Origin of the sequence: Microcoleus sp. S28C3, from assembly GCF_036700785.1 — a bacterium.
In the GTDB taxonomy this organism is placed as follows: domain Bacteria; phylum Cyanobacteriota; class Cyanobacteriia; order Cyanobacteriales; family Microcoleaceae; genus Microcoleus; species Microcoleus asticus.
Window position 1 is genome coordinate 1 of sequence record NZ_JAUBPO010000015.1, and the last position, 24,444, is coordinate 24,444.

At 44.6% G+C, this 24,444-nt stretch carries 21 protein-coding genes and 2 pseudogenes; 8 read left to right on the plus strand and 15 right to left on the minus strand.

The features are described 5' to 3' along the window. Nucleotide 1 precedes the first annotated feature (1 nt). Entirely contained in the window at nucleotides 2-85 is an 84-nt protein-coding gene (locus QUA13_RS32690; RefSeq protein ID WP_445242686.1) for a hypothetical protein, read from the plus strand. Between the two features lie 43 nt (nucleotides 86-128). Here QUA13_RS32690 and QUA13_RS06675 read toward each other — a convergent pair whose 3' ends face one another. Both QUA13_RS06675 and QUA13_RS06680 read right to left on the minus strand, forming a co-directional pair. After that, nucleotides 129-1,172, minus strand: coding sequence for a chemotaxis protein CheB (locus tag QUA13_RS06675; RefSeq protein WP_333191737.1), 1,044 nt, complete (start codon nucleotides 1,170-1,172; stop codon nucleotides 129-131). Nucleotides 1,173-1,461: 289 nt separating this feature from the next. Next, a complete protein-coding gene (locus tag QUA13_RS06680) occupies nucleotides 1,462-2,475 on the minus strand; it encodes a Gfo/Idh/MocA family oxidoreductase (RefSeq protein ID WP_333197573.1) in 1,014 nt (337 codons plus the stop codon). Between the two features lie 130 nt (nucleotides 2,476-2,605). Here QUA13_RS06680 and QUA13_RS06685 point away from each other — a divergent pair, with 130 nt between their 5' ends. Next, nucleotides 2,606-2,788, plus strand: coding sequence for a hypothetical protein (locus QUA13_RS06685; RefSeq protein ID WP_333197575.1), 183 nt, complete (start codon nucleotides 2,606-2,608; stop codon nucleotides 2,786-2,788). A gap of 212 nt (nucleotides 2,789-3,000) precedes the next feature. Then, the gene (locus QUA13_RS06690) at nucleotides 3,001-3,300 is read left to right on the plus strand and encodes a ferredoxin (RefSeq protein ID WP_172189286.1); all 300 of its coding nucleotides are present in this window, start codon (nucleotides 3,001-3,003) and stop codon (nucleotides 3,298-3,300) included. 344 nt (nucleotides 3,301-3,644) lie between these two features. Here QUA13_RS06690 and QUA13_RS06695 read toward each other — a convergent pair whose 3' ends face one another. Together QUA13_RS06695 and QUA13_RS06700 are read right to left on the minus strand one after the other, a co-directional pair. Beyond that, nucleotides 3,645-5,300, minus strand: a complete 1,656-nt coding sequence (locus QUA13_RS06695; protein ID WP_333197577.1) for a SpoIID/LytB domain-containing protein — start codon at nucleotides 5,298-5,300, stop codon at nucleotides 3,645-3,647. 209 nt (nucleotides 5,301-5,509) lie between these two features. Beyond that, a pseudogene (locus QUA13_RS06700) lies at nucleotides 5,510-6,613 on the minus strand (amidohydrolase). A gap of 528 nt (nucleotides 6,614-7,141) precedes the next feature. Between QUA13_RS06700 and QUA13_RS06705 the strand changes: the two are divergent. Both QUA13_RS06705 and QUA13_RS06710 read left to right on the plus strand, forming a co-directional pair. Beyond that, nucleotides 7,142-7,210, plus strand: a pseudogene (locus QUA13_RS06705) (NAD(P)H-quinone oxidoreductase); the annotation flags it as partial. Between the two features lie 264 nt (nucleotides 7,211-7,474). Further along, a complete protein-coding gene (locus QUA13_RS06710; RefSeq protein ID WP_333197579.1) occupies nucleotides 7,475-9,226 on the plus strand; it encodes a hypothetical protein in 1,752 nt (583 codons plus the stop codon). 128 nt (nucleotides 9,227-9,354) lie between these two features. Here the strand turns inward: QUA13_RS06710 and QUA13_RS06715 are convergent, their stop codons facing one another. Beyond that, nucleotides 9,355-10,533 (minus strand): M20 family metallopeptidase, encoded by a 1,179-nt coding sequence (locus QUA13_RS06715; RefSeq protein WP_333197580.1) that lies wholly within the window; start codon nucleotides 10,531-10,533, stop codon nucleotides 9,355-9,357. Nucleotides 10,534-10,836: 303 nt separating this feature from the next. Here QUA13_RS06715 and QUA13_RS06720 point away from each other — a divergent pair, with 303 nt between their 5' ends. Further along, the gene (locus QUA13_RS06720; RefSeq protein ID WP_333197582.1) at nucleotides 10,837-12,315 is read left to right on the plus strand and encodes a glycosyltransferase family 87 protein; all 1,479 of its coding nucleotides are present in this window, start codon (nucleotides 10,837-10,839) and stop codon (nucleotides 12,313-12,315) included. A gap of 87 nt (nucleotides 12,316-12,402) precedes the next feature. On the opposite strand, the gene QUA13_RS06725 is transcribed toward QUA13_RS06720, so the two are convergent. Then, the gene (locus QUA13_RS06725; RefSeq protein WP_333197584.1) at nucleotides 12,403-12,654 is read right to left on the minus strand and encodes a ribbon-helix-helix domain-containing protein; all 252 of its coding nucleotides are present in this window, start codon (nucleotides 12,652-12,654) and stop codon (nucleotides 12,403-12,405) included. A 100-nt stretch (nucleotides 12,655-12,754) separates the two neighbouring features. Here QUA13_RS06725 and QUA13_RS06730 point away from each other — a divergent pair, with 100 nt between their 5' ends. Continuing rightward, nucleotides 12,755-12,988, plus strand: coding sequence for a hypothetical protein (locus tag QUA13_RS06730; protein WP_333197587.1), 234 nt, complete (start codon nucleotides 12,755-12,757; stop codon nucleotides 12,986-12,988). 44 nt (nucleotides 12,989-13,032) lie between these two features. Here the strand turns inward: QUA13_RS06730 and QUA13_RS06735 are convergent, their stop codons facing one another. The 7 genes from QUA13_RS06735 to QUA13_RS06765 form a co-directional block, all read right to left on the minus strand. Next, nucleotides 13,033-13,833 carry a DUF3226 domain-containing protein gene (locus QUA13_RS06735; RefSeq protein ID WP_333197588.1) on the minus strand — a complete coding sequence of 267 codons (801 nt, stop codon included), beginning with the start codon at nucleotides 13,831-13,833 and terminating at the stop codon, nucleotides 13,033-13,035. Continuing rightward, nucleotides 13,830-14,912, minus strand: coding sequence for an ATP-binding protein (locus tag QUA13_RS06740; protein ID WP_333197589.1), 1,083 nt, complete (start codon nucleotides 14,910-14,912; stop codon nucleotides 13,830-13,832). The genes QUA13_RS06735 and QUA13_RS06740 overlap by 4 nt, the downstream gene beginning before the upstream one ends. A gap of 190 nt (nucleotides 14,913-15,102) precedes the next feature. Beyond that, nucleotides 15,103-15,369: a Txe/YoeB family addiction module toxin gene (locus QUA13_RS06745; RefSeq protein ID WP_194069249.1), complete on the minus strand. Its 267-nt coding sequence runs from the start codon at nucleotides 15,367-15,369 to the stop codon at nucleotides 15,103-15,105. Then, nucleotides 15,366-15,590 carry a hypothetical protein gene (locus tag QUA13_RS06750; protein ID WP_190655705.1) on the minus strand — a complete coding sequence of 75 codons (225 nt, stop codon included), beginning with the start codon at nucleotides 15,588-15,590 and terminating at the stop codon, nucleotides 15,366-15,368. Before QUA13_RS06750 ends, QUA13_RS06745 begins: the two co-directional genes overlap by 4 nt. A gap of 223 nt (nucleotides 15,591-15,813) precedes the next feature. After that, nucleotides 15,814-17,607, minus strand: coding sequence for an aspartate--tRNA ligase (aspS, locus tag QUA13_RS06755; RefSeq protein ID WP_333197591.1), 1,794 nt, complete (start codon nucleotides 17,605-17,607; stop codon nucleotides 15,814-15,816). Nucleotides 17,608-17,770: 163 nt separating this feature from the next. After that, on the minus strand, nucleotides 17,771-18,376 hold the full coding sequence (locus QUA13_RS06760; protein WP_333197593.1) for a hypothetical protein: 606 nt from the start codon (nucleotides 18,374-18,376) through the stop codon (nucleotides 17,771-17,773). A gap of 343 nt (nucleotides 18,377-18,719) precedes the next feature. Continuing rightward, nucleotides 18,720-19,343, minus strand: coding sequence for a macro domain-containing protein (locus tag QUA13_RS06765; RefSeq protein ID WP_333197595.1), 624 nt, complete (start codon nucleotides 19,341-19,343; stop codon nucleotides 18,720-18,722). 128 nt (nucleotides 19,344-19,471) lie between these two features. Here QUA13_RS06765 and crcB point away from each other — a divergent pair, with 128 nt between their 5' ends. Next, the gene (gene crcB, locus QUA13_RS06770) at nucleotides 19,472-19,870 is read left to right on the plus strand and encodes a fluoride efflux transporter CrcB (RefSeq protein ID WP_333197597.1); all 399 of its coding nucleotides are present in this window, start codon (nucleotides 19,472-19,474) and stop codon (nucleotides 19,868-19,870) included. Nucleotides 19,871-20,221: 351 nt separating this feature from the next. Here crcB and QUA13_RS06775 read toward each other — a convergent pair whose 3' ends face one another. Further along, a complete protein-coding gene (locus QUA13_RS06775) occupies nucleotides 20,222-21,184 on the minus strand; it encodes a diguanylate cyclase (protein WP_172185030.1) in 963 nt (320 codons plus the stop codon). Nucleotides 21,185-21,194: 10 nt separating this feature from the next. Next, entirely contained in the window at nucleotides 21,195-24,356 is a 3,162-nt protein-coding gene (locus tag QUA13_RS06780; RefSeq protein WP_333197600.1) for a response regulator, read from the minus strand. Nucleotides 24,357-24,444 lie beyond the last annotated feature (88 nt).

Consider the following 24,444-nt stretch of genomic DNA (forward strand, 5'->3'; position numbering starts at 1 on the left):
AATCAAGTTGATTAAGCGGCAAGCCTATGGCTTTGTCAACTTTGATAACTTTCGGGCGAGGCTATTAGCTTGCTTTTATAATTAGTTTTGCTTATCACCTTGACTCCAGAAGAGCCATCGAGATTGAGTTAATGTGGCTGCTCTTCATCTGTTTCAACAATGGTTCGTTTCGTGGCAAAGCCTTTGACAATTATGCCTCGAATCAGTGATACTTCGGCATCCAGGCTTTCGGCGTGGTCTTCGTATTTTGCTGCCGCACTTTGTAAATTGTAATTTCTCATTCGCTCAGACATTTGACGCAAAAACATCACCTTGTCCTCCATTATTCGAGTTGCCGACCATAACGCGTTCTCCAAACTCTGAGTTTGCTCTGCCAGAAATGTATCAGCCGTAAACGAGTGCCCCGTGTGACAGCGAAACCGCAGCGGCTCTGATTTGTCAATTTGCCAGATGCTGCCGTTGCATTCAGGGCAGGTGTAAGTTGTCCGAGTCCCGATCGCTTCTACATTATCTAAAAGCTCCTTAGTATTCATTTGCTGTTCAGCAATGTTAGATTCAATTTCGATCTCTTCGGTCATGGGGTAGGCCTCTTGCTCGGCGGCAGGTTGCTTTGATAACTCCACTAGCAGGTCTGGGATCTCTGCCAGTGGCAGGCAGCGATCGACCTTCACGTATCGCAAGGCACTCGTTGGCATACTGGGGTATTCTGCTTCTTTTGGATCTTGGACGATCGTCACTCCGCCCCGTTTCTTGACTGCCTGTAATCCCACCGTGCCATCATCCAGATAGCCAGTGAGTACCACACCCACCACCCTTGAACCATAAGCACGAGCCGCTGAACGAAATAACGTATCGATGGCGGGCCGAAATCTATTTTCTTTAGGCCCGTGCACCACGCGGATTGACCCTTGTTGATTGAGCAACAGGTGATTATCGGGCGGCGCGACGTAGATTCGCCCTTTTTGAATAGCCTCTCCGTCGGACGGGTGAGATGCCGGCAGAGAGCCTAGATCTGTCAGAATTTGGGGAAGAATACTGGGCTTATCGGCTGCGAGGTGCTTAACAATAAAGATGGCAGCATCTATGTCACTAGGCAGATTACCCAAGATCGCGCCCAGTGCTTTGAGTCCGCCTGCCGAAGCTCCAATAACGATAATGTCGTGTCCAGGCATAAATTCCTTTTTTTTAGTGAGCGAAAGCAGCCCAACGTTATCTATGTTTTTTGAATTTTTTAGCACAGCTTGGTTGATGTTTAGCAGCAGCGACAAAAGGGTCGTCAATGCTAAAACCTGCATTCGACAGTGCTTTTAGTTCTAAATATTTTTGCTCACAGGCATAACTCTCTAATCTAAGTTACAGTACGAACTACTATAGATAGACTCTGGCAATTTTACTGTAATGCGCCACAGCCCACCTTAACCTATAGTTAACATAAAAAACGATTTATTGCGTCAGTCCTATTTATGAATTGCTAAGAGCTACATTTTGCCCGATCTCACTCGATCGCCTCGCAGCATCTGCCACCTTCAAAGCGTACAAACTACTGGCATTATTCACGTACAAAGGCGTACCGTTTGACAAATATTCCAACACCATCTCGGTGTCTTTGGCAAACAAGCCGCGCCGCGTTCCTACTTTGATGCTGTGCCGATTTTCTCCCTGAATTAATTGACCGGATTCAGGAGTAAAAACCAGCGTTCCTGCTTCTCCGTAGATGGTAAAAACGTTTTCAGACTGCCAAAAAGTCTCTCCTTTTCCGTAAACAGCTTCAGCTACAAGGCCGTTGGCAAAGCGCAACTGTGCGTTGCACAAACAAGCTTTGTAGAAATCCGCCTGAGTGTCCCAAAATTGAGCTTGACAGTTAACGCTTGCCACTTCCCCGAACAAATCAGTAAATCGGTGCAGTCGAGAAATTGCACCGACTAAGGGAAACCCAAATAGGGAATGTTGAAAAGTCCACCGCTGCGGTACGGAACGTTGAGGAGTAATAGTAATGTAGCGGGCGTAAAAAACTTTACCGATTAAGGGCAAAGATTCTTTGATTGCTTGGTGCAAACCGCCTAACAGTTCGATGTGTTCGATGTGGAGGAGTTTTTGCTTTTGGGCGGCAAGTTCGATCGCCCTTTCTGCTTCAGATACGTCTAAAGATAGAGGATATTCCACCACAACGTGCTTGTCATTTTCTAAGGCCGCCAGGACGATCGCCCCGTGATCCCGATTCACCGTACAGACAATAACCAAATCTAAATCATCTCTTTCTACCAGCTTGCGCCAAGAAACCGCAGCTTCAGCCCCGAATCCCTGACAAAATGCTGCGGTTTTATCCGGGGTGCGGCCCGCAACAGCTACCAAGTTCGATCGCCCATCAGCTTGAACCGTCTCCGCCCTCAACTTAGCCGCAAAACCAGTACCCACAATCCCCACGCGAATTGGAGAATTAACCGAAAAACTAGAGCGAGTATCAATATTAGTCATAGAATTTTAGATTTGACATTTTTAGATAGTTACAGACTTGCGGTGCAGGGGTTTAGGGTTCCACCGCCCAGATTTTAAGCTGTGGTTGTGGTGCGATTTATGCGATCGAACCTGCAACACCCAAGTCTAGATGCGATCTAACTATACATTTCACCGGCAGCAGGGACTTGCCTTGGAGCCAGTCTTGCTGAAACTCGATCGACACACCCCATACAAACAACCCGGTTTTTGTGCTGTAGGGCTCAAAACAGGATTTTTCCTAGAAACCGGATTATTTAGCGCAAGTCTTGCGGCAACAGTATCACAAGGCTGAACCCAACATAGGTATAAGTAATCAAGATGAAATTAGAAAAAGTTATAACTAATCCCATTCAAATTTTCTGTAAATAACTGTTGCAACCTTGCTTCTTTCCCCTACTATCATAGAGGGAACAAACCTAAGAGCTAACCTCAAAGCTGATAGAGCCTTGAAGGTTGCATTAGGAAAAATTATAGATCTTGTTGAATTTTTGAGAGGATTAGTGCATGGCAACTTACAAAGTTACCCTCATCAGCGAAGCCGAAGGAATTAACCAGACCATTGACGTTGATGACGATACTTACATTCTTGATGCTGCAGAAGAAGCAGGACTAGACCTCCCCTACTCTTGTCGGGCTGGTGCTTGCTCCACCTGCGCCGGCAAAATCACAGCAGGCGAAGTTGACCAATCCGACCAATCTTTCTTAGATGACGACCAAATCGAGGGTGGATTTGTCCTCACCTGCGTCGCTTATCCGAAGTCTGACTGTACGATCGAAACTCACCAAGAAGAATCGCTCTACTAAGAAAGGACGCTCCGCGCGATACCCTAAGAAACCCGGTTTCTCGTTTCCAGAATTAAGCTGAAATACGGCAATTATGTTAAGAAACCGGGTTTCTGCGTCTAAGACTGAAACAAAGCCGCCAGCAGTCTGTCACTCTCAGCTATGAATTCCTAGCTATTTGAGCAGATAGCTGACCAAATAATTTTAGATTTTAGATGGCCGATTTTAGATTAACGGTGAAACCGATCTAGAATCCAAACTCTAAAATCTAAAACTTTTACGACTGATATTTAGTCCGCGAAGGCGGACTTTGTTTGTGTAGTGGCGATGATTTAAATCGCCGACTTTAGGCAGAGTCCGATCGACTATTCGCGCCAAAATGTAATGTTATCGCTGAGCGGCACAACTTGAGCGCCGGGAAAATAAAAGCCCAGAATTTGAGATCCGTTCCAGCCCAAATTAGCCAAATTGTAAGAACCAGTCTGACTCATTCCCACCCCGTGTCCAAAACCGCCTCCGACAAAAGCATAACCGTTGAGAGTTTTGTCGGGATTGTAAATGGGTTCTAGGTAAAAAAGCGTGCTGATCGGCGGGTAAAAAGCATTGCGAATTTCGTCTTTGTCGATATCGATGGGGCCCAAGTCAGTTTGAACCTTCATTTTTAAAACTCGACCTGCGGGCGACCTTTCCACCACTTCCACCTGAGTGACAGTTTTCAAATTAGCCAGCGGGTGCTGTTTCTTCTGAAGATACTGTTTGAGAAATCCACCAATCGCTGTCAAAGAAGCTGGTTCGCGCCACCGAAAAGTGTCTTCTTTTTCCTCATTAAACCCTTTTTCCAAACTGATAAAGCGGCGGAAATTGTTTTCGTCAGACAAACTCTGCTTGGACAAATCCCAGACATTGTTAGGGGAATCCACGATCGATCGCAAATATGGACGTTCCGCGCCCTGCCACACATCGTTAAAAGAGGCTGTCACGCCGCCGCTAGACGCGGAATAGAGCGCGTCTACTAGCTGATTTTGATAAGTTAGCACCAAACCAGTCGTTTGGGCGATCGCCTTATCGCTTTGCGGGTAAACCTCGGTCAAACCTTGATAAACTTGGCAGTTAACATCAGCGCACAACTCATAGTTATCCACAGCAAATCGGCGCAAATTTCTCAGGGCGTAGGTTCTCGCCAAAATGGTTTGAGCGACAATCGCAGCGTAAGGCGAAAAAGCCCCAATTTCGTGAGGAACAACACCCCGCAAATAAGTTTCCGTCAGCACTTCATTCACCAAAGTATAAGTGCCGTAAGCATTTTTTTGCAGGCGCAAACTGCCACCATAACGGCGAGTTTGTTGAATAGCTTTTTCTGGTTCAGTAGCTGTCGCTTCTTGGGTAGTTTGTTCCAATACCTCGATCGCATTTTTCCCCGCCGTCACATCCAACTCATTGCGGTTGAAACGAAAGCCGTTTAAAACCCAAAATGCCTGGGGTATTTGTTTTAAAACTTTGGAATCCAAAAAAGCTGTTTTGTTGCCTTGATCTTGCAAACTTTGCAACAGCCAGCGCCGCACCAAAGGAGAGTTATAAACATCTCTTTTCGCCCAAACTTGCCAGCGCAAAGGTTGAGCAATTTCTACTTCTATTCCCTGGGCGCGCCACTGATTGGCGCTGTCTTCCGCACTCTCGAAACTGCGGTGAGAACTGAGTACCACTCGTTCTTCTACTAATGGCGTTTCCAGCGGTTTCGGGGCTATTTCTAACTTGACGCTAGCAGCAGTTTTGGTTTCTATGCCTTGAGGAGTTTTGTAACGCAAAGTTAAGCTGTCGCCCGGTAATGCTTTCAGCGTCAGTTTGTCGGTTGCTTTCGTGCCAAACCGCTGCACTACGCCGATTTTGATGGGTCTATTTTGGGGAGTTTGGGCGTATCCCGCAGCGCTGAAAATGGGTAACAGGCACAATGCGCTGAAAACAGTGCTAGAAATGCAGCTAAACCATTTGTAATTGGGAGTTTGAGGTGCTTGAGCGAACACGGTTATCTGTCTCGCGATAGTTGAAATTGGGGGATTTTTGATTGTACGTTAGCACATTTGGCCGCTGCTATAGGGGAATTGCCGAAGATAAGCTAGTTTAGGTGCCAGAATTTTGTTAAGCAGGTAGGCGCAAATAAACTTTACATCAAGCAATTTTGAGCCATTACCCACCCCACAATCTGATTGCGGGTAATTGAAGGAAAGCGAATTTACCTACTTACTTGGTGTTTCCAATATTGGTAGGCGGCATAAGCTAAGGTGACAGCGCCGGTCACAATGGCTGCTTCATCGACCTCAAATTGCGGGTGATGGAGGGGATAGTTCGGTTTGTCAGTCAGTCCCACTCCTAAGCGAAACATGGTTCCCGGTGCGTGTTCTAGATACATAGAAAAATCTTCCGCGCCGAGGGATGGTTCTGGTAAAATTTGGACGCGCGATCGACCTAAAGCTTCTAAAGCCGCAGTTTCGACTAATTGCGTGAGTTTTGGGTCGTTTTGGACTCCGGGCACGGCGCGCTTGTAGGTGAGTTCGTACTTAGCGCCGTAAGTCCCGCAAACGCTAGAAACAATTTGTTCGATCCAAGCCGGCAGTTTTTCGTGGGTTTCCGGATGCAGCATCGCACGGTTCCCAGCAATTTTACTCGATCGGCAATCACGTTCGGCGCTCGCCCGCCGTTAATTTGCCCGATCGTCAAAACCAGCGGCCTCAAATGATTTTGCGTGCGGCTAATTGCCTGCTGCAAAGTGGTAATTATCTGAGAAGCAATCCAAATAGCGTCGATCGCCTCGTGGGGGCGCGCACCGTGGCCGGATTCGCCCATCACAATCAATTCTATGTCATCTGCCGCCGCCGTCAGTGCCCCGTGGCGGATACCGATGCAACTGCCGGGAATCGTCGGAAAGCTGAAACAAGAAGCGGACGTGAGCGGACAATTTTTCCTCTAGCTGAAACAATATCATTGCTGCGTCCAAACCGACGGTGGTGTGGATGTCGTGGCCGCAGGCGTGCATTACTCCCTCGTTGCGGGAGGAAAATTCTAAGTTTGTGCGTTCTTGAATCGGCAAAGCGTCCATATCGGTGCGAATTGCCAGCCAGCGGGACTCGCTGCTGTTACCTTTGAGTTCGCCGAGCACTCCTGTTTTGCCGATTCCTTCGATCGCGTCAACTCCGCTGGAAGCGAGAACTCCGGCTACGTAGGCGGCGGTTTGAAATTCTTGACCGCTGAGTTCGGGGTGGGAGTGGATGTGGCGGCGAATTTCGATTAAGCGGGGGGCGAGGGTGGCGGCTAATTCTTGGATGCGGGAAGCATGAATTTTGTTGGGGGAAAGGTAAGATATTTAATCAAATACGGTAGCGCAAGTTTCTGATTTTTTACGGGCGATCGATGCGGGTTAAACGCGGAACAATTGCTGTTGTTTGATGGGAATATTTTTTTATGTCCCGAACAAGTTTTTTTATTAACCGCAGAGAACGCAGAGAACGCAGAGAAAGAGTTAGAGAGAAGTTGTAAGGAAATAAAATTTCGCGTTTTGCAGTCTACAACGGGTCTGAAGGATTTGTGTAAATAAAAGAAAAATGGTAAGCTCAAATTTAAGAAAAAAAAGGAGGAGACAAGAGTTAGTGGGAGCATCGGGCGATCGCGCTCATGTAGGAAAGAAAAAAAGGAGAAAAAAATGTTAAACAAGTCACAAAAAAATTTGATAGAGTTACAATTAGAAGAGTTGCAAAACTTTATTTTACATACAAAATATATCATGGAGTGGAAAAGAGGACAAGGGGAACAGTCAAGAAAGAACGGTAGTCAAATCGAATATTTGACGGTTTTGCGAACTTGAGAACCGCGAATTAAGGTAGTAGTGGAAATAGGAGGCGATGGCGCCTTTCGCTGGACTCCCCTAAAAGATGCTTGAATCGCAGCTTAAACTCAAGTTGAAGGCGATCGCAGCCATTTTAGAGTTGTGATTTTTATTTACGCACTGCTTGCTTGCATAGGCTGCTACATACAAGATATTGAGGTGCGGTTTAAGGTACTTGAGGATCGAGATAGGTAGAATACTTTGCTGCTAAATGTTGAGGGTGTATAAACAATGACTGTCCCAAGTTTAAAACTAAAAATTGCTAATAATGATGGGAACCCTTGGTTTCATCCATTGCTGGTCCTAATATGGATAGCCATGGGCACAGTTTTACGCTTTACTAATTTGGCAGATAAGCCACCTTCAACAATTGAGATAGCAACGTTAATTTTTAGTTTGGGAAATAGTTTGCAGACGATACCGCTAGATAGTGCGATCGCGCTTGATACCCTCTTGCAGCCATTACAAGTGAATTCTCAAGCTAATATCACCTCAGTCATCCACAATTTGATGACAGAAAGCACCCATCCTCCAGTTTATTTTGTGCTGGCTCATTTGTGGATGAAACTATTTTCGACCGAAGCGGGTTTAGTTTCTTTATGGGCCGCTAGAGCGCTTCCTGCGATTCTCGGTGTCGCCTCAATTCCAGCTATGTTTTGCTTTGGTTTTGTAGCATTTCGATCTCGTTTAATAGCTCAAATGGCGGCCGCAATGATGGCGGTTTCTCCCTACGGGATATTTATCGCCCAAGAAGCTCGACACTACACTTTACCAGTTTTATTAATTATCGCTTCTTTGTGCTGTTTGGCAATAGCAACTCGCACTATAAATAATCGTAACATTTTACCAATTTGGGCAGGATTACTTTGGGTAGTAGTTAACTGTTCAGGGATTGCAACACATTACTTTTTTGTTCTCGTTGTCGCTGCTGAAGGTTTAAGTTTAATAGCTGTTATTTGGATAAAAAAACGGACAGAGCGCCAGGAAAAATTAGAGTTAGATTCGACTCAAGATTTAACCCTCAGTCCTCAATTACTAATTCCCAATTCTCTATTCCGAATCTACAAGGTTGCTGCGGGTACGTTGGTGGGATGTTTAGTTTGGCTTCCGGCATTGCGTACAGCTTCTAAAAGTGAAATGACGCGCTGGATTTATGAGGTAAAAAACCCGATTGAATTGCTAGAACCAGCACCCAGAGTTTTAGCGTGGATGGTGACAATGTTGGCATTATTGCCAGTGGAAGGAGTATCTTTACTAGCGATTTTTGCCTCTGGTTTGGCATTGTTAATTTTCATGTTTTTTGCTTTGCCAATTTTGATTAGAGGTCTTAAAATTAAGTTAGGAGAATCAGATGGTAGCTTAATTACTCAAGTTTTAGGCGGGTTTATGTTGGGTGCGATCGCCATCTTTTTAGGGATCACCTACATTTTGGGTGCCGATCTAACTTTGGCGGCTCGTTATCAGTTTGTCTACTTTCCCGCTGTTATCATTTTGCTCGCAGTAAGTTTGGCTGTTTGTTGGGAAAATCAATACTTAGAAACAAACAATAAATTAAGTCAATTTTTAAAATTGCCAATTCTAGCGTTAAAAATAGACGGAAGAAAAGCAGTAACAATCATCTTATTAATGGGTTTACTTGGTAGTATGACAGTTGTTTCAAATTTTGGCTTTCAAAAATCCAAACGCCCCGATATTTTAGTTCCCCACATTGTTAAAATACAGTCAGCATCGCCAAAGATTCCTGTTTTAATTGCCACTGTTCGCAAAAGCCACTCAGAAACAAGAGCTATGATGGGGATAGCGTGGGAATTTAAACGTTTATCTAGTTCATCTTTGAGTACAAAGTCTCAACCAAATTATCCTCAATTTCTTTTAGCAAAAAAAGATGGTGATTCTCAAACTGCGACAGATGCACTGCACAAAACTTTAGCTCAAATGCCAAAAATTTTGGATTTGTGGACGATAAATTTTACAGCCTCAGTGGAAGGAAAAGGGCGAAACTGTGCGATTGATTCGCAACCTCAACCCAAAATAGCTGGCTATAAATACCGATTGTATCACTGTTTATAATTGTATAATTGGAGGATTATGACAATTTATTTCTACAGCTTCTATAGCGTTTCTCTGTCTGGTGAGGTACATAAACGATTCCCCTAAATCCTCCTTAATAAGCTATTCGCGAGGTAGAAGTGTCAACCTTAATCCTGTTTCCAATATTGGTAGGCCGCATAGGCTAAGGTGACAGCGCCGATCACAATGGAGGCTTCATCAACCTCAAATTGCGGGTGATGGAGGGGATAGTTGGGTTTGTCAGTCAGTCCCACTCCTAAGCGAAACATGGTTCCCGGTGCGTGTTCTAAGTACATCGAAAAATCTTCCGCGCCGAGGGATGGTTCTGGTAAAATTTGGACGCGCGATCGACCTAAAGCTTCTAAAGCCGCAGTTTCGACTAATTGCGTGAGTTTTGGGTCGTTTTGGACTCCGGGGACGCCGCGCTTGTAGGTGAGTTCGTACTTAGCGCCGTAAGTCCCGCAAACGCTAGAAACAATTTGTTCGATCCAAGCCGGCAGGTTTTCGTGGGTTTCCGGATGCAGCGATCGCACAGTTCCCAATAATTTTACTCGATCGGCAATCACGTTCGGCGCTCGTCCGCCGTTAATTTGCCCGATCGTCAAAACCAGCGGCCTCAAAGGATTTTGCGTGCGGCTAATTGCCTGCTGCAAGGTGGTAATTATCTGAGAAGCAATCCAAATTGCGTCGATCGCCTCGTGGGGACGCGCACCGTGGCCGGATTCGCCCATCACAATCAATTCTATGTCATCTGCCGCCGCCGTCAGTGCCCCGTGGCGGATACCGATGCAACCGCCGGGAATCGTCGGAAAAACGTGCACTCCGAGGATGCCGTCAACATCTTGCATCGCCCCGTCTTTAATCATCCATTGAGCACCTTGGGCAATCTCTTCCGCCGGCTGAAACAAGAAGCGGACGTGACCGGGCAATTTTTCCTCTAGCTGAGACAATATCATCGCTGCGCCCAAACCGACGGTGGTGTGGATGTCGTGGCCGCAGGCGTGCATCACTCCCTCGTTGCGGGAGGCAAATTCTAAGTTAGTGCGTTCTTGAATCGGCAAAGCGTCCATATCGGTGCGAATTGCCAGCCACCGGGACTCGCTGCTGTGGCCTTTGAGTTCGCCGAGGACTCCTGTTTTGCCGATTCCTTCGATCGCCCGGACTCCGCTGGAAGCGAGAACTCCGGCTACATAGGCTGCGGTTTGATATTCTTGGCCGCTGAGTTCGGGGTGGGAGTGGATGTGGCGGCGAATTTCGATTAAGCGGGGTGCTAGGGTGCCGGCTAATTCTTTGATGCGGGGAAGCATGAATTTAGTTGGGGAGTGCGGTACAAGCTGTAGTCAACTAGGTTAACGCATATGTTTGGGGGTGAACAGGGTTACAAGGGGCAAAAGTGCGATCGGGCTTTTAGATAGCAATGCTATTTGGTTTGTGAATAAGATTTTTTTTTCTAACCGCAGAGGGCGCAGAGGACGCAGAGAAAACAGAGAAAAGAGAGTTAGGTAGAAACGGGGAACAAAAGTCAATATTTTAGGTTGAAATGCTGATTTTTAGTTGACGATTTCTGGTTGTGATATCATCAAAGAGTAATTTATTTAACATGATTTTCTATGGTTAGCTTTGGATTTTGGAATGTAATTATTTTAATTTCAGTCGCTTTTTTTCTCAAGTTTAATTGGCGATTAGATAGCGAAAAAGCAGCATGGCAAGATTCTTTGTTTTTAAAACATCCTTCGATCCAAAGGTTGACTCTGTTTTTTCGTCAACCTATTGTTAACTTTATTTTGCAAGCAGTTATTGTATTAGTTCTCACCCGATTTCTCTGTTATACCGGTTGGTTGGTTTACAATCTGACTAATCGGCCCGATCCGCCTTACTGGGATTTTAAGTGGTTTTATGTAGCGAGTAAATTAGCCCATCAGCATTTGAGTCCCTTTAATGTGGAGGTGTTTAACATCGGTTTCTGTAGCATCACAAAAGTGTGTGGGTTTATTCCATCTTTTGTTTATCCACCTAATATCATCCCTCCGCTGTGGTTTTTGGGCTATTTCCCGATGAAGACTGCATTCACAATCTGGACTTGGCTGCATCTTATTGCCACAGGTTTTGTTTTATGGGGAGCGAATATCTTGTTGGACTCGCACTCACGAGCTTTTAGGACTATTTGTAGTATATCAGTTGCATTTCTCTACGGTTTTGTATTCGATCTTCAAGTTGGCAATGTGGCAACTTTTATTGCGGTTCTGCTGTTATGGATGTTTATTTATGCTAGAAAAAATCAGGATGTAATTGCAGGATTTTTATTAGGTATTGCCATTTTTAAACCAACTTTAGTTATATTGTTTCTTCCTTATTTTTTAATCAAAAGACGGTTTCAGGTAGTTTTTATATCTATAGTCACGGTAACTTTTTTGGCAGTTATAGGTCTAGCTGTAACGGGCAATACTTTAACAGGATTTATACAGGATGCGACTCGTGGATTTCCACTCTGGCTCAACGATCCATCGAATAATGCTTATATTTCTATGAGCCGCCTTGATTTAAGGGTTATGGGGCCGAGATTTTTCCCCGATAGTCCCTTCGTGGCGAAGCTATTTTCTAACTTGATAATTCTGTTGCTAGTTGGTTTAGTGAGTTGGTATTTTTACAAAAAACAATCTCGCAATGCTTGGTCAAAAAAAGTTGACTTATCGGAAATGGTGCTAATTTCCACTTTGAGTATTGCTATCAACTATTCTCAGCCAACCAGTTCTGTGATGTTAGCACCGGCGGTGGCTTTTTTGCTGAATGATTTATGTTTTCAGATTAAAAATTGTGCCTTCTCTAGGCAAAGAATGTCGGTTTGGTTATTGGCTGCAGGCTGTGTCATGGTGCAAACCGCTGTGATTCATAGCGGGCTGTTGGTGTTTCTAGCAAAGCGGTGGAACTGGAAGGGGAGGGAATTGCCTTATTTGTTTAAAGTAACTATTTTTTCACTACCGAGTTATGCGATTTTAGGCCTTACGTTAAGTGTTTTAGTCTTAGCGATAACCTATCTTGGTGAAAAACAGGTTGCTGAATTTGACCCTTTGGATCAGGTTTCGCGTTAGAGGAAAAAGAAAACCCAACTCCAACACAAAATAAACGGCCCGACAGGTTGGCAGTTGAGAATGACCCATCAGCGTAGAGATCAAAGGTTAATTGCTGCTGGGTTCATCTTCTGTAGTCTTTTTAGCCAAGTAAGCATCTACAGCTTCAGAGACAATCCGACTTACGAGATTGCTGACTGTCCGGTCTTCTTTCTTGGCCCAATCTTCCAAGACGTTATAGGCGTTTGGAGGAACGTAGCTGGTGACTCGTTTTAGGTTTTTTGCTGGCAAGTTAGGCAACTGGGAATTTACTTCATAAATCGATCGTACTTTCTTTGTACGCCTCTTGCTTAGTGACACACGGTGTGATACCGTGTAATTAGTAAAACACAAAACCCCCACCGGTCAGACTCACGATCGTTCGGTGGGGGCTTGAACTCCCATATTTAGGAGAAACTGTATGATATCACAGCCAAAATCAGTTCCAGAACTGCTCCGGGAAAAAATTCCTGATGTACCTCAAGGTAAGCAACCGATTCGTTTGCTGTTGTGTGGCGTTCCCAAAGCGGTAGACAGCATCGTTAATCTGTTGCACGTTTTAGGTTTTGCAGAAGTTGGGGAATGGAGCCCGCCTCTACCATCGCCGATAGCGGGTGAGGTAATTCGGATTTTAACCCGTTACTGGAAAGAGTAATCTTTGAGGGCGATCGTACTTTTTTTGTGAAGTGCGATCGTCCATTAACTCACTTCCAAAAGTTGGCTCAAAAACTCAATAAAATTTACCAAAGCAGGAACCTGCTGTTGCGTCTGTTCGCTGACCCAATTATTATCAGCAATACTTGTTGTATTAGTCTTCCCAGGTTTGAGAACGCTGACAACAGTAGCAACTAAAGCTTTTTCTCGATCGAAATTTTTCCAGTTTAAAGATTTCCTCTCTTTTTTAGAAAATTCATCTTGATCGGAAAACTCATCTAGATAAGAATCTAGATAAGAATTAGCTCTCTTCATGTACGCGGGATAAGCTATCTCTCCGCAACTGCACAGCAAAGTATCAAGCACACCTTGTGAAACATTATCTGGCAAAACATAGATTCCTGTGCGCGGGCTATTGGTATCTACAACACCAGGGAACTTCGGAAAATTAGGAAAATAACTTCGGAATTTCTTTGCATATGGTTCGACAATGCGATCGGGAGTTGATTTATCGCAATCGGCAACTATCCCGAATGCTGCCAAATTTGTTTGATACTCAGAATTTGCAAATAAAATGTCATCCAAATTAGTCACAAGATTGCTTCCTTCACCTGCATAAATTGCGACTGAGATAGTATCATTAAACAGAATAGAAGGCATATCAAGACGTTTATACAAATTTCCTTTTTTAGGATAAACAGGAATAAACTTGCGCCAGAAGGGGTCTAACTGAGACTCTAATCCTTTCAACTCTTCCCGAAAATCTTTCAAACCCAAAAGCTTGAGAACCTTCCCTGTAAATGCCTGATCGTGGGGTCCTTCTACTCCAATAATGGCGTATTTCACACACGCACCTCCTGACCCAAATCCTCCCGCAATCTTTGCAATCTTTCCCGTTCAATTCTAACTGCTTTAGTTTGTGACTCCCATTTCTCTAAACGATAAAGAACTAAGTCCGTCTCCGCATCGCTAGCATCCAACATCGCATCAATCGCTTCTAAACTGTGCGTCGTTGCAAATAACTGCACATCCATCAGCTTGCACCACTGCACAATCGAAGCAAAGGAACTGCGAAGTGCTTCAGTATGAATTGCTGTTTCTATTTCATCAATTAGTAAAACTCCACCTCGGACTTTTGCCATAGATAAAGCAATGAATAGCAAACGCCGCACTCCATCACCAAAAGCACTTAAAGGTGAAAATCCTAATAATTTATGGTTGATATAGATACTAGGGCGAGGTTCTTCAAGTGACAAAATTTCCAAGTCAATTATTTCTATATCGACAATCTGAAGTAATTTAATTACCTCATTTTTTAATCCCCTTAGTATGGCCTGTGACAGAAGATAGGACTCTAATTTTTCCTGCCTGTGAGAAACAGGTGTTACCATATCAATTGGCAATTCTGGGTAGAAGTGATGTTTGCGGAAATCACCTCTACTCAGCCTTTGATTAGACCATAATTCAATTTTTTTTGAGAATTCACGACCCAAGACACGTGCATCACCTCCTGGTGGATCGCGAAATATTGCTTTGAGTTCTATTTCAGCACCGTGCGAACTCTTATATTCAGTATAGTCATAAGATTCTAGCCAATCTTCAGCACTATCTTCCAGATCTTTTTCTGATTGATATAGCAGTTCCATCTGGTTGTAGATTGCTCTAGATTCTAAAACTTGGAAGCTACCATTCCCAGAAATATAGGTTTCTCCTACGTAAAGAATGGGTTTAGGTACTTCATTTTTTTGAGGAAATAACCATTTGAAAGCATTTAATGGAAGCGTGGGAGAAGCCTTGATTTCTCGACGCTCTGCTGTTTTCAGCCATTCTCCGATATCTAAGGGGCGACAATAGGTTGATATCGCCTCTAAAACGCTAGTTTTACCTGAGTTATTCCCACCAACCAATATGTTGATTTGGCCCAAACCCTGCAAGTTCAAATCTCGCAGGCCTCGGAACCTATGAATGGTTAAATTGTCAAGGTGTTTCATAATTATGACTTGGGCGTATAAGTCGATCGCACTTGCAACTTCTTCAACGGCTTCTCATCCACACCAGACGGCGCATTTGTCAGCAAACAACCAGCCTGCTGCGTCTTCGGAAACGCAATCACATCTATTCAGTGTAATGATACTTACAAGCCACGATCGCAATTTCTCGATCCGTAACTTGGTAAACTAAACGATGTTCGTTATCAATGCGCCTAGACCAAAAACCACTTAACTCGTATTTCAGAGGTTCAGGTTTTCCCAATCCTTCAAACGGTGAGCGGTCTATATCTTTAATCAATTCTACAATTTTGCGATAAATTTTTTTGTCTAATTTTGCCCATTCATTAAAATCTGCAAAAGCAGAAGATTCAAAAACAATTCTTCTGCTCATTGCAAATTCTGTAAGTTAACTTCAACTAAATTTTGCCCCTCTTTAACATTTTCAATAGCTTTTAAAAGTCTATTTTTGTTAACTTCTGATTTTAAAAGATATTCTGTTTCATCACACTCAGAAACAATTATTTCAATCTCTTTATCTCCAAAAGTCGCCTTGATTTGTTCTAAAAAATGATGATTGAGTTCGCTGGCTTTTAAACGATAAACTGTTGACATCGTTTTTACCTATTTTCGATTATGATAATTATAGCGTTTTTAGTCTCAAGACGTGGAATGTAACTATAGCATAGAGTATCAGCGAAAGTTTTGACTCAATGAAAAGTCCAGGACGCAGAATAGTGTCTGTCATGCTGAACAAAACGCAGTGTAGTGAAGCATCCAGCGAGATGCTTCGCTTCTCTCAGCATGACACATCGGCTTTGCCTAAGTCTCGATCGCCTTATGACTTGGGCGTATAAGTTGATCGCACTTGCAACTCCTTCAACTGCTTCTCATCCACACCAGACGGCGCATTTGTCAACAAACACCCCGCTTGCTGCGTCTTCGGAAAAGCCATTACGTCCCGAATAGATTCCTCACCAGCTAACAGCATTACCAACCGATCCAAACCGTAGGCAATGCCTCCGTGGGGCGGAGTTCCATACTCAAACGCATCCAACAAAAAGCCGAATTTATTGTAAGCTTCCTCAGTCGATAAGCCGATCGCCTCAAACACCTTTTCCTGAACTTCCCGCTGATAAATCCGCAGAGAACCGCCGCCGACTTCTGTACCGTTTAACACCAAATCGTAAGCTTGAGCCCTCGCAGTTTTCAAATCATTAATATCGTCAGGATGCGGCGCAGTAAACGGGTGATGCAATGCTTCCAAACGCTTCTCGTCAGCGTTCCATTCAAACATGGGGAAATCTGTCACCCACAGCAGATTCATCTTGTCTTTGTCAATCAATCCCAATTCGTTACCCACGAACAAACGCAATCTATCCAAAGTCTTATTGACAGTTGTCGCGTCAGCCGCTGCGAATAACAACAAATGACCTGGTTGCGCGCCCGTGCGATCGAGCAATTCCTGTTTTTGTGCTTCCGTCAAATTATCCTTAATTGCGCCGATCGTATCAATTTCGCCGTTATCCCGCACCCGAATGTAAGCCAATCCCTTCGCACCCGCTTCGCTGGCTTCCTTAAACAAATCGCCTTTGGGACCCGGTTTAATCCGCACATTAGAAATCGCATCATTCCCGCCCGGAATCGGCAAAACTTTCACAATTCCGCCCGCAGCAACCGCCCCGGAAAACACCTTAAATCCCGAATCTTTCATCAAATCGGAAACATCGACTAATTCCATACCGAAGCGAGTATCCGGTTTGTCGCTACCGTAGCGATCCATCGCTTCTGCGTAAGTCAAACGCGGGAAAGGACAAGGCAATTCAACGCCTTTGACAGTTTGGAAAATATGGCAGACTAAACCTTCATTTAAGGCAATTACTTCTTCCACAGACATGAAACTCATTTCCATGTCCAATTGCGTAAATTCTGGCTGTCTGTCAGCGCGCAAATCTTCATCGCGGAAACAGCGGGCAATTTGATAATATCTGTCAAAACCAGACACCATTAACAATTGTTTGAACAACTGCGGCGACTGCGGCAAAGCATACCATGCACCGGGATTGACGCGGCTGGGAACTAAATAATCTCTCGCACCTTCTGGAGTCGCCCGAGTTAAAATCGGCGTTTCAATTTCCATGAAACCTTCGACATCTTCCAGGTGGCGGCGCATAGCTTTGACAACTTGGTGGCGAAGCTGCAAATTGCGACTCATACGATCGCGCCGCAAGTCCAAATAGCGATATTTCAGCCGCAAATCTTCCCGGACGCTTTCATTTTCCGCCGTCGCCACCTGAAACGGTAACTGTTTGCGAACCGCATTTAACAACTCAATTTCGTCAGCATAAATTTCTACCTCACCCGTAGGCAATTTCGGGTTGAGGGACTCTTCGGGGCGGCCGGTGACTCGCCCGGTAATTTTAAGCACGTATTCGCTGCGCAAAGCCTCAGCCCCGCGATAGGAATCGGGGGTGCGTTCAGGATCGCTGACAATTTGCACGATACCCGATCGATCGCGCACATCCAGAAAAATCACCCCGCCATGATCGCGGCGGCGATCCACCCAGCCGTAAAGGGTGACAGTCTCTCCGATGTGTTCGCTTCGCAGTTCGCCGCAGTAGTAACTTCTCATAATTCGGGGTTGTGGACTAAAAATAAAGCTTTTTAATTATGCAGTATGCCTGAAACTTCTGCTGAATGCAAATGCACGCACGATCGGCATTAGCTTTGGAATTAATTCCAAAGCTAACTACCCTAACAACCCGCTGGGAGTTCCCAACCCCCTGCCGGCCCTTCTAGGAATCCCCGCGATCGCTGTGAGACTTGTCAAAAAACGCCGTCAGCGCGTTCCATGCAGACTTAGCCGCATCCGTCAAGCGAGTGCCGATCGACTCAATTTGCTTCACAATAAGGTGCCAATTCTTTTCAGCTTCCGTGTGAATGTGGTCAACAGCTTGTTCGATGCGATCGCGTTCGATCAATTTATTTTGTTCCACCGCTTCTCGCGCTTGTCGCACTGCTTTCAAATAAGCTTCGCGACTGACTTCGCCGGCATCTTGCACCTGCGCTTGCGCCCGCGTTTTAATCGCATCTACCACCAGCCAATTTTTCTCAGTTTCTTGTTTAATCAGCCTGACTGCTTCTGTGAATCTCTCGTGGGCGAGATCCTTATTTTCTTCGATAGCCCCGGAAGCCTTATTCACAGCTTTTAAATAAGCTTCGCGGGTCAGTTCGCCCGCTGCTTGCACTTCGGCGGTGGCGCGTTTTTTAATTGCTTCAAACAGCGCCGCAGTTTCTGCGACCGCCTCATCAGTCGCGTCGGGCATCTCTTTTTTGACGAGATCCGTCGTTTCGACTGTTGCCTCTAAAATTGGTTCTTCGGTTACTTTTGGATCTGTCATATCAATCTTCTCCTTTGGTAGCAAACATTTTCAAAAAATCTCACAGTCCCTGGATGCAGACTTTGTAGGTGTAGCGCCAGATTTTATTCGGGCCTTTAAGAATAACTCGGCAATTATTGTTCCAGCTTCATCAAATTTTAAATCTGCGCTTCCGCAGTCGAGCGGTTTCAGTTCTATATTAGATTATATCTACCAAAGTTGAGTTCGTGTGTAGGATACCGCCAACTTGCAGGTACGGTTTAGCGAACTTAAATTTTTAATAAATCGCTCAGCCTCAAAAAACACACACCAATAAAATTGATTTCTCAATACTATAAAAATTGCAACTTTCATACTGCCAATTTTATAACTGCAAATCTTCGACCTCGCTCAAATATAACAAGTGGTGACATCTTTGAGCGTGCAGTAAAGATTGAGGAAATTCGTACTGAGATAGGAGGATATCTTCGAGCGCAACTTTCATTTGATTGGCGCAGATATGTGGCGGCACTTTGCCCGTGCCCGTACCCATGCCGGGAATAGCGATAGTTTCAATGATATGTTTGACTGGCGTTCCGTCTGGGACTGTGCCAAATTTGACGAGAGTTAAAATAGCCCTGGTTGCTAGATAGACATTTACTGTCTCTCTTAAAACTGTGGGAACGCGCATGATAGGGGCAGCTATTAAATAGGGAATTTCAGCATGATCGGTGTCTACAACTTCTGCTACTCCTACTAAGAGTTCCCCGTGATGGCGAGTCTGAATTAGTTTTTGCAGGCGTTCTTGAACCTGACCTCCAAAATATTCCGAAATTTCTAAATCTAAACCGTCGTCCATGAAACCAAAACTATTCCCCGGACTAACAATAGCATCGCATTTAACATCGAACATTGAGCCGCGGTGTATCTTTACATTTTCCATATTTCCGCAAGTGCTTTCCCACGCTCTAACTAAATCATCATCTACGGCGACTAGCACAATTTGCATAAATACTCTCTATAGGTTTTAATTAAGAATAGCCAGAGCGATCGCCAATTTAATCATACAATACTTTACATAAGTCCGCTGAATCTAAAATTCATCTCAATATCAAGGAGCAAATATTTAATAGCTGTATGCTGCAAGACCCGAATCTGCGCCATCCGATCGCAATTAGTTTAGGTGCCGTTGCCGGCGCTTTGAGCCGCTATTATATCACCTTGTGGTTTGCCAGCCGTTTCGGTACGGCTTTTCCCTACGGAACTTTTTTTATTAACATCACTGGTTGCTTGGCTATGGGATTTTTTATTACCCTCGCTTTTGAACGAGTTCCGACTATTCCGTCGGAAGTAAGGTTAATGGTAGCAACGGGCTTTTTGGGTGCTTATACTACTTTTTCAACTTACGGTTTAGAGACGAATGTCTTGTGGCGCGATCGATATTACAGCATCGCCGCTTCTTACTGGGCTGGCAGTGCCATACTCGGAGTAATCGCCGTTCAGCTAGGCATCATTCTAGCACGAATTGGCAAATAGATAAAATCGGTTTGTGCAAATAATACCAGTTAGAAAAAAGAATGCAACTGTAGGCAAACTCTCCACCCATACAGCATCAGTCAGTCGATTTTAGATCGGGGTTGCGGACAAAAACGATGACATCTTTTGAACACAAGTTCCCTTAACCTAATACAGAGATGGTTTTTAACGGGGTTGCTACCCTGTCAGGTTTAAGTGAAATGATGTTTACTGCATGGTGTTTTCCTGGTGAGGGGCTAAAGTCTTCAAGCAGTTTGCCTATCTTGTTTTCAGTTTACTCTTTCTCGGTTGAGTTCACGTTTAATCAATAATACTTCTGGCGATCGGATATCGCTGTTCTCAAAAGAACAGTTAACGATTTAAACAGCGTTTGGTGCGTTTATTCTCGTACATAAGTTGATCGGCCTTTGCCACCAATTGTTCTAATGAAAAGTCATTATTGAAATCCCCAGCCTGCACCCCTAGACTTATTGATAGTAGATAGGCTCGCTCGTGCTGTCGATTAAAGCTATCAATATTAGCTTGCAGCCGATTATAAAAATTATATGAATTTCCAGAAAAAGTAGGAACAAATAAAGCAAATTCATCTCCTCCCAGTCGAGCCACAATATCTGAATCACGAAAAGTTTGCTTCAATATTTGAGCTGCGTCAACGATTACTCTGTCTCCCATCTCGTGTCCGAAAGTGTCGTTAATCTTTTTCAAACCATCTAAGTCAGCAAATAAAATATAGTAGGAGGTTTGCGTGCGTCGAGCAATTTTTAGTTGTTGATCTGCTAGTAAAAAGAAGCCCCGTCGGTTGTATAATCCAGTTAATTCATCCGTCAGGGATAGCTGCCTTACTTCTGCCTCTGCCCTCAGACGTTCCTGGATTTCCTGTTCTAAACGTTGATTTTGTTCGATCAGTTGTTGGTGTTGCTGTTGAATGAGTAATTGATTCTTTACCCTCAGCAGCACTTCCTGCTCTTGAAAAGGTTTAGTGATGTAATCTACACCACCCAATTCAAACGCCCGTACCTTGTCTTCGAGTCGTTCTAGCGCACTGATAAAAACGATCGGAATCTGAGCAGTAGCTTCAGATGCTTTCAACTGTTGGCAAACTTCGTACCCATTCATTTCAGGCATATTAATGTCAAGTAAAATCAGATCCGGAGAGTTGCGGCGAACACCTTCGAGAGCCATTCTACCGTTGAGTGATTTGCGAACAATATAGCCCTGTGACTCTAGGATTTTGGCTAACAACCGCAGATTGTCTGGGGTATCGTCCACGATCAGAATATTCGTTTGGGCAGCAAGTTTAAGTAAAGTCGCCATAATCTTCTTTCTAAAATTGGGTGAGAGTTGCGATCGCTTCCAACTGGAAGTTATCAACCAGCGATATCATTGCTTCAATGATATCTTGTTTCTCCTTGGGAATTTGAGCTATGAGTTGATATAGCTTGCGATCGCTGAGATCGAGTGCTGCTTCATGGACTTGTGCAATCCATTCGATAGGCATAGTTTTCAAATCTTCTGGAGTCAACGTCTTTGGTAGTAAAACAGATGACTCTCGGAGAACTTTTTCAGCGTAGCAGTAGCGGACACCCAAGTGAAAAGCTATTTTGTCGAAAAGTGTGGCTTCACTAAACGGCTTGGTAATGTAGTCATCGCAACCCGCTTGCAGACAGGCGTTGCGATCGTCTTCAAAAGCTAATGCAGTCAGAGCAATGATGCTGGTCATGTTTCCTTTGTCATTTATCTTAGGCTCAGAGTTGTCTGCTGATAACGACTGACTAATGACTGATGACTCTTGCGCTCGAATCTGTCTCGCCGCTTCATAACCATCCATGACAGGCATTTGAATGTCCATCAAAATCAGGTCTGGATGCCATACTTGCCAACGGGCGATCGCCTGTGCCCCATTCTCAACCGCACACACCTCAAACCCAACTGACTCCAGCAGTGTCACCAGCAATTGCCGATTTTCTGGAACGTCTTCTGCGACTAGAATTCGGTACATCGGTTGCCCTAATTCCAGCCCGATAACGAGATCGGCTTCAGCCTCTTCTAAATCAAGGGACTCCGGTAGAGCCAAAATAACTTCGCAGGTAAAAGTCGATCCTTGATTCAGGTTGCTTCGGACAGTGATATCCCCTCCCGTCAGACGAGCAAACTGACGACTGATAGACAGTCCTAAACCCGTTCCCTTTGCATGACGACCGCAATCGGTTTGCATGAAAGCTTCAAAAATAGATTCTAAATCTGAGGGCGCAATACCAGATCCGGTATCCTCAACCTCAAAATGCAGGGTAATTGTTTTTTTAATATCGCATAGATTATAGGGAACAGAAATAGGCAGCGTCCAACTGGTTTGGTTGATGGTGTCTTCGCCTTCGCTTAGGGTTCCCGATGGCATACCGTCTGATGAAAAAGCTCGTCCCCGCAGCGCAATCTTTCCTGTGGTTGTAAATTTGATCGCATTCCCTAGCAGATTAATCAAAATTTGGCGAACTTTGGCTTCATCACCGCAGACATAGCGCGGCACAGTAGCATCCCACTCTGTACTCAGATTCAAACCTTTTTCAGAAGCTTTGAGGAGGAACATATCGTTAATAGAAAAAAGCAGCCGATGCAAATCAAAACAACTTCGATTCAGTACCAATTTGCCGGCTTCAATTCTGGACATTTCCAAAACGTCATTGATTAATGTCAGCAGGTGTTCTCCACTGCGACTAATGATACCTAAATGCTCTTGAAATTCAGATGGAATATTAGGACTGCGGTTCATAAGCTGGGTAAATCCCAGAATGGCATTCAGCGGCGTTCTGAGTTCGTGGCTCATCTTGGCAAGAAACTGGCTTTTGGCGCGGTTAGCGATCGCAGCCCGCTCTGCGGCTTGTTCTAGGGCAGCTTGTGAAAACTCCAGCACTGCCAGCATCAGGATGTTTCTCATTTCGGCGGCTGCTTCTAACTCCACCGCCTGCCAAGGATAAGACATTTCCCGCACTGTCTGCCTCCACAGTTCAAACGACTTCCGGGGACACAAGTGCATTGCTCCAATTTCATCGACTGTGACGGCATCCTGTGGATTACCTGCCCAGTTTACGGTTTGAATTTGTTCGGGTCGGAACCAAAGAATGTGGTATGACTTTTCTTTGACATAGCTCAGCAAGATTGAGATTGCTAAAACACCGCTGGCTTGGTCTTTGAATTGCTTCGCTTGGGGATACAACTGATAGAGAGAAGCTGTTGCAAACACTCGTTCCTGGTTGTGTTGCGCCAACCACTTTACAAACTCCTCTATCTCTGATTCAGATGGTGTTTGACCCACCAGTGTCAGACGACCATCAAGTAGGATGGCTGCGCCTTGAGCATCAACCAAATTTAGCAGTTGAGAGGCATTTCGAGTCAATACCTGTTCGATAAAATTGGACTCTCGCTGGAATGCCTGCTGAAGTTGATCCTGAATAGTTTTTACTTGCTTTCGGTAAACATTCAATTCTTTTTCTTGCTGATGCACCAGTTCGATCGAGGCAAATTGTCCTAAAAACTCACAACTTTTGCGCGTTTCGTAATTCACCAATCGCGGGCTGTAATGGTGACAAGCAATTAATCCCCAGAGACGCCGATCGTCAATTAACGAAATTGTCAGCGACCCGGCGACTCCCATATTCTGCAAATATTCGATGTGGTAGGGCGAAACTCCCCGTAACACACAATCAGCCAGATCCAGGGGTGTATTGGTGAGGGGATTGTTAGTAGGAATTAGGGGGGCAGGTGTGTAATTGATATCGGGAATTTGGCGCACCCAGTTGCGGTAAAACAATTTGCGGGCGGGTACGGGAATATCGGTCGCCGGATAATGCAATCCCAGATAACTTTCTAAATGGCTTTCTTTTTCTTCTCCAATCACCACCCCATGATTGTCGGCTTCAAAGCGGTAGATCATGACGCGATCGAACCCGGTCATCGCTTTCACTTCTTTGGCAAGGGTTTGAGCTAAATCGGAAAGGTTGGTTGCGCTGCGAAGTTTGAGGATGGCAGCTTGGAGGCGATGATAGAAGTGGACTGAATGAGTTTTGTTGGTGGTCAGTTGAGATTCGAGTTCCAGAATTAACCCATCTCCTGTCCGATGCAGCGTGCTTCTAAAGGTCTGAGTTTTCCGACCCCGATCTACCTGGGCAATTCTCCGGTGTGTTTTTAGCTCAAACGGATTATGAATTTCTAGGTTATTTTCGCTCAAATATTCGGCAATCCGTTGCACTTGAGCGCGGGAAAATAACCGCTGTAAGGGCTGACCCAGCAATGCTTCTGCGGCTATGCCAAAAAACAGTTTTACATTTTCACTCACTTGTAAAATCTTGAGGTTAGCTTCTTGCAACTTCAAAACTATTCCATAAGGTTGAATATAACCGGGAGCATACACTGATTCATCGCTGCACTGCTCTAAAGTTGTCAATTCTAAAGGAGTGAGTGAGGGTGGTTTCGTAGCAATTGGTATTTGCATTTTAAAGTAAGTAATTCTAAAAGTTAAAAAATTGTCAATTGTGGATTTTAGATTTGGGATTTTGGATTGAAGAATTTTCCTATCCCCC

Excerpts from the sequence above, each read along its gene's own strand:
- QUA13_RS06675 (WP_333191737.1), bottom strand. The coding sequence starts at position 1,172 with ATGCCTGGACACGACATTATCGTTATTGGAGCTTCGGCAGGCGGACTC.
- QUA13_RS06680 (WP_333197573.1), bottom strand. The coding sequence starts at position 2,475 with ATGACTAATATTGATACTCGCTCTAGTTTTTCGGTTAATTCTCCAATT.
- QUA13_RS06685 (WP_333197575.1), top strand. The coding sequence starts at position 2,606 with ATGCGATCTAACTATACATTTCACCGGCAGCAGGGACTTGCCTTGGAG.
- QUA13_RS06690 (WP_172189286.1), top strand. The coding sequence starts at position 3,001 with ATGGCAACTTACAAAGTTACCCTCATCAGCGAAGCCGAAGGAATTAAC.
- QUA13_RS06710 (WP_333197579.1), top strand. The coding sequence starts at position 7,475 with ATGGGCACAGTTTTACGCTTTACTAATTTGGCAGATAAGCCACCTTCA.
- QUA13_RS06715 (WP_333197580.1), bottom strand. The coding sequence starts at position 10,533 with ATGCTTCCCCGCATCAAAGAATTAGCCGGCACCCTAGCACCCCGCTTA.
- QUA13_RS06720 (WP_333197582.1), top strand. The coding sequence starts at position 10,837 with ATGGTTAGCTTTGGATTTTGGAATGTAATTATTTTAATTTCAGTCGCT.
- QUA13_RS06730 (WP_333197587.1), top strand. The coding sequence starts at position 12,755 with ATGATATCACAGCCAAAATCAGTTCCAGAACTGCTCCGGGAAAAAATT.
- QUA13_RS06745 (WP_194069249.1), bottom strand. The coding sequence starts at position 15,369 with ATGAGCAGAAGAATTGTTTTTGAATCTTCTGCTTTTGCAGATTTTAAT.
- QUA13_RS06750 (WP_190655705.1), bottom strand. The coding sequence starts at position 15,590 with ATGTCAACAGTTTATCGTTTAAAAGCCAGCGAACTCAATCATCATTTT.
- aspS (WP_333197591.1), bottom strand. The coding sequence starts at position 17,607 with ATGAGAAGTTACTACTGCGGCGAACTGCGAAGCGAACACATCGGAGAG.
- QUA13_RS06760 (WP_333197593.1), bottom strand. The coding sequence starts at position 18,376 with ATGACAGATCCAAAAGTAACCGAAGAACCAATTTTAGAGGCAACAGTC.
- QUA13_RS06765 (WP_333197595.1), bottom strand. The coding sequence starts at position 19,343 with ATGCAAATTGTGCTAGTCGCCGTAGATGATGATTTAGTTAGAGCGTGG.
- crcB (WP_333197597.1), top strand. The coding sequence starts at position 19,472 with ATGCTGCAAGACCCGAATCTGCGCCATCCGATCGCAATTAGTTTAGGT.
- QUA13_RS06775 (WP_172185030.1), bottom strand. The coding sequence starts at position 21,184 with ATGGCGACTTTACTTAAACTTGCTGCCCAAACGAATATTCTGATCGTG.
- QUA13_RS06780 (WP_333197600.1), bottom strand. The coding sequence starts at position 24,356 with ATGCAAATACCAATTGCTACGAAACCACCCTCACTCACTCCTTTAGAA.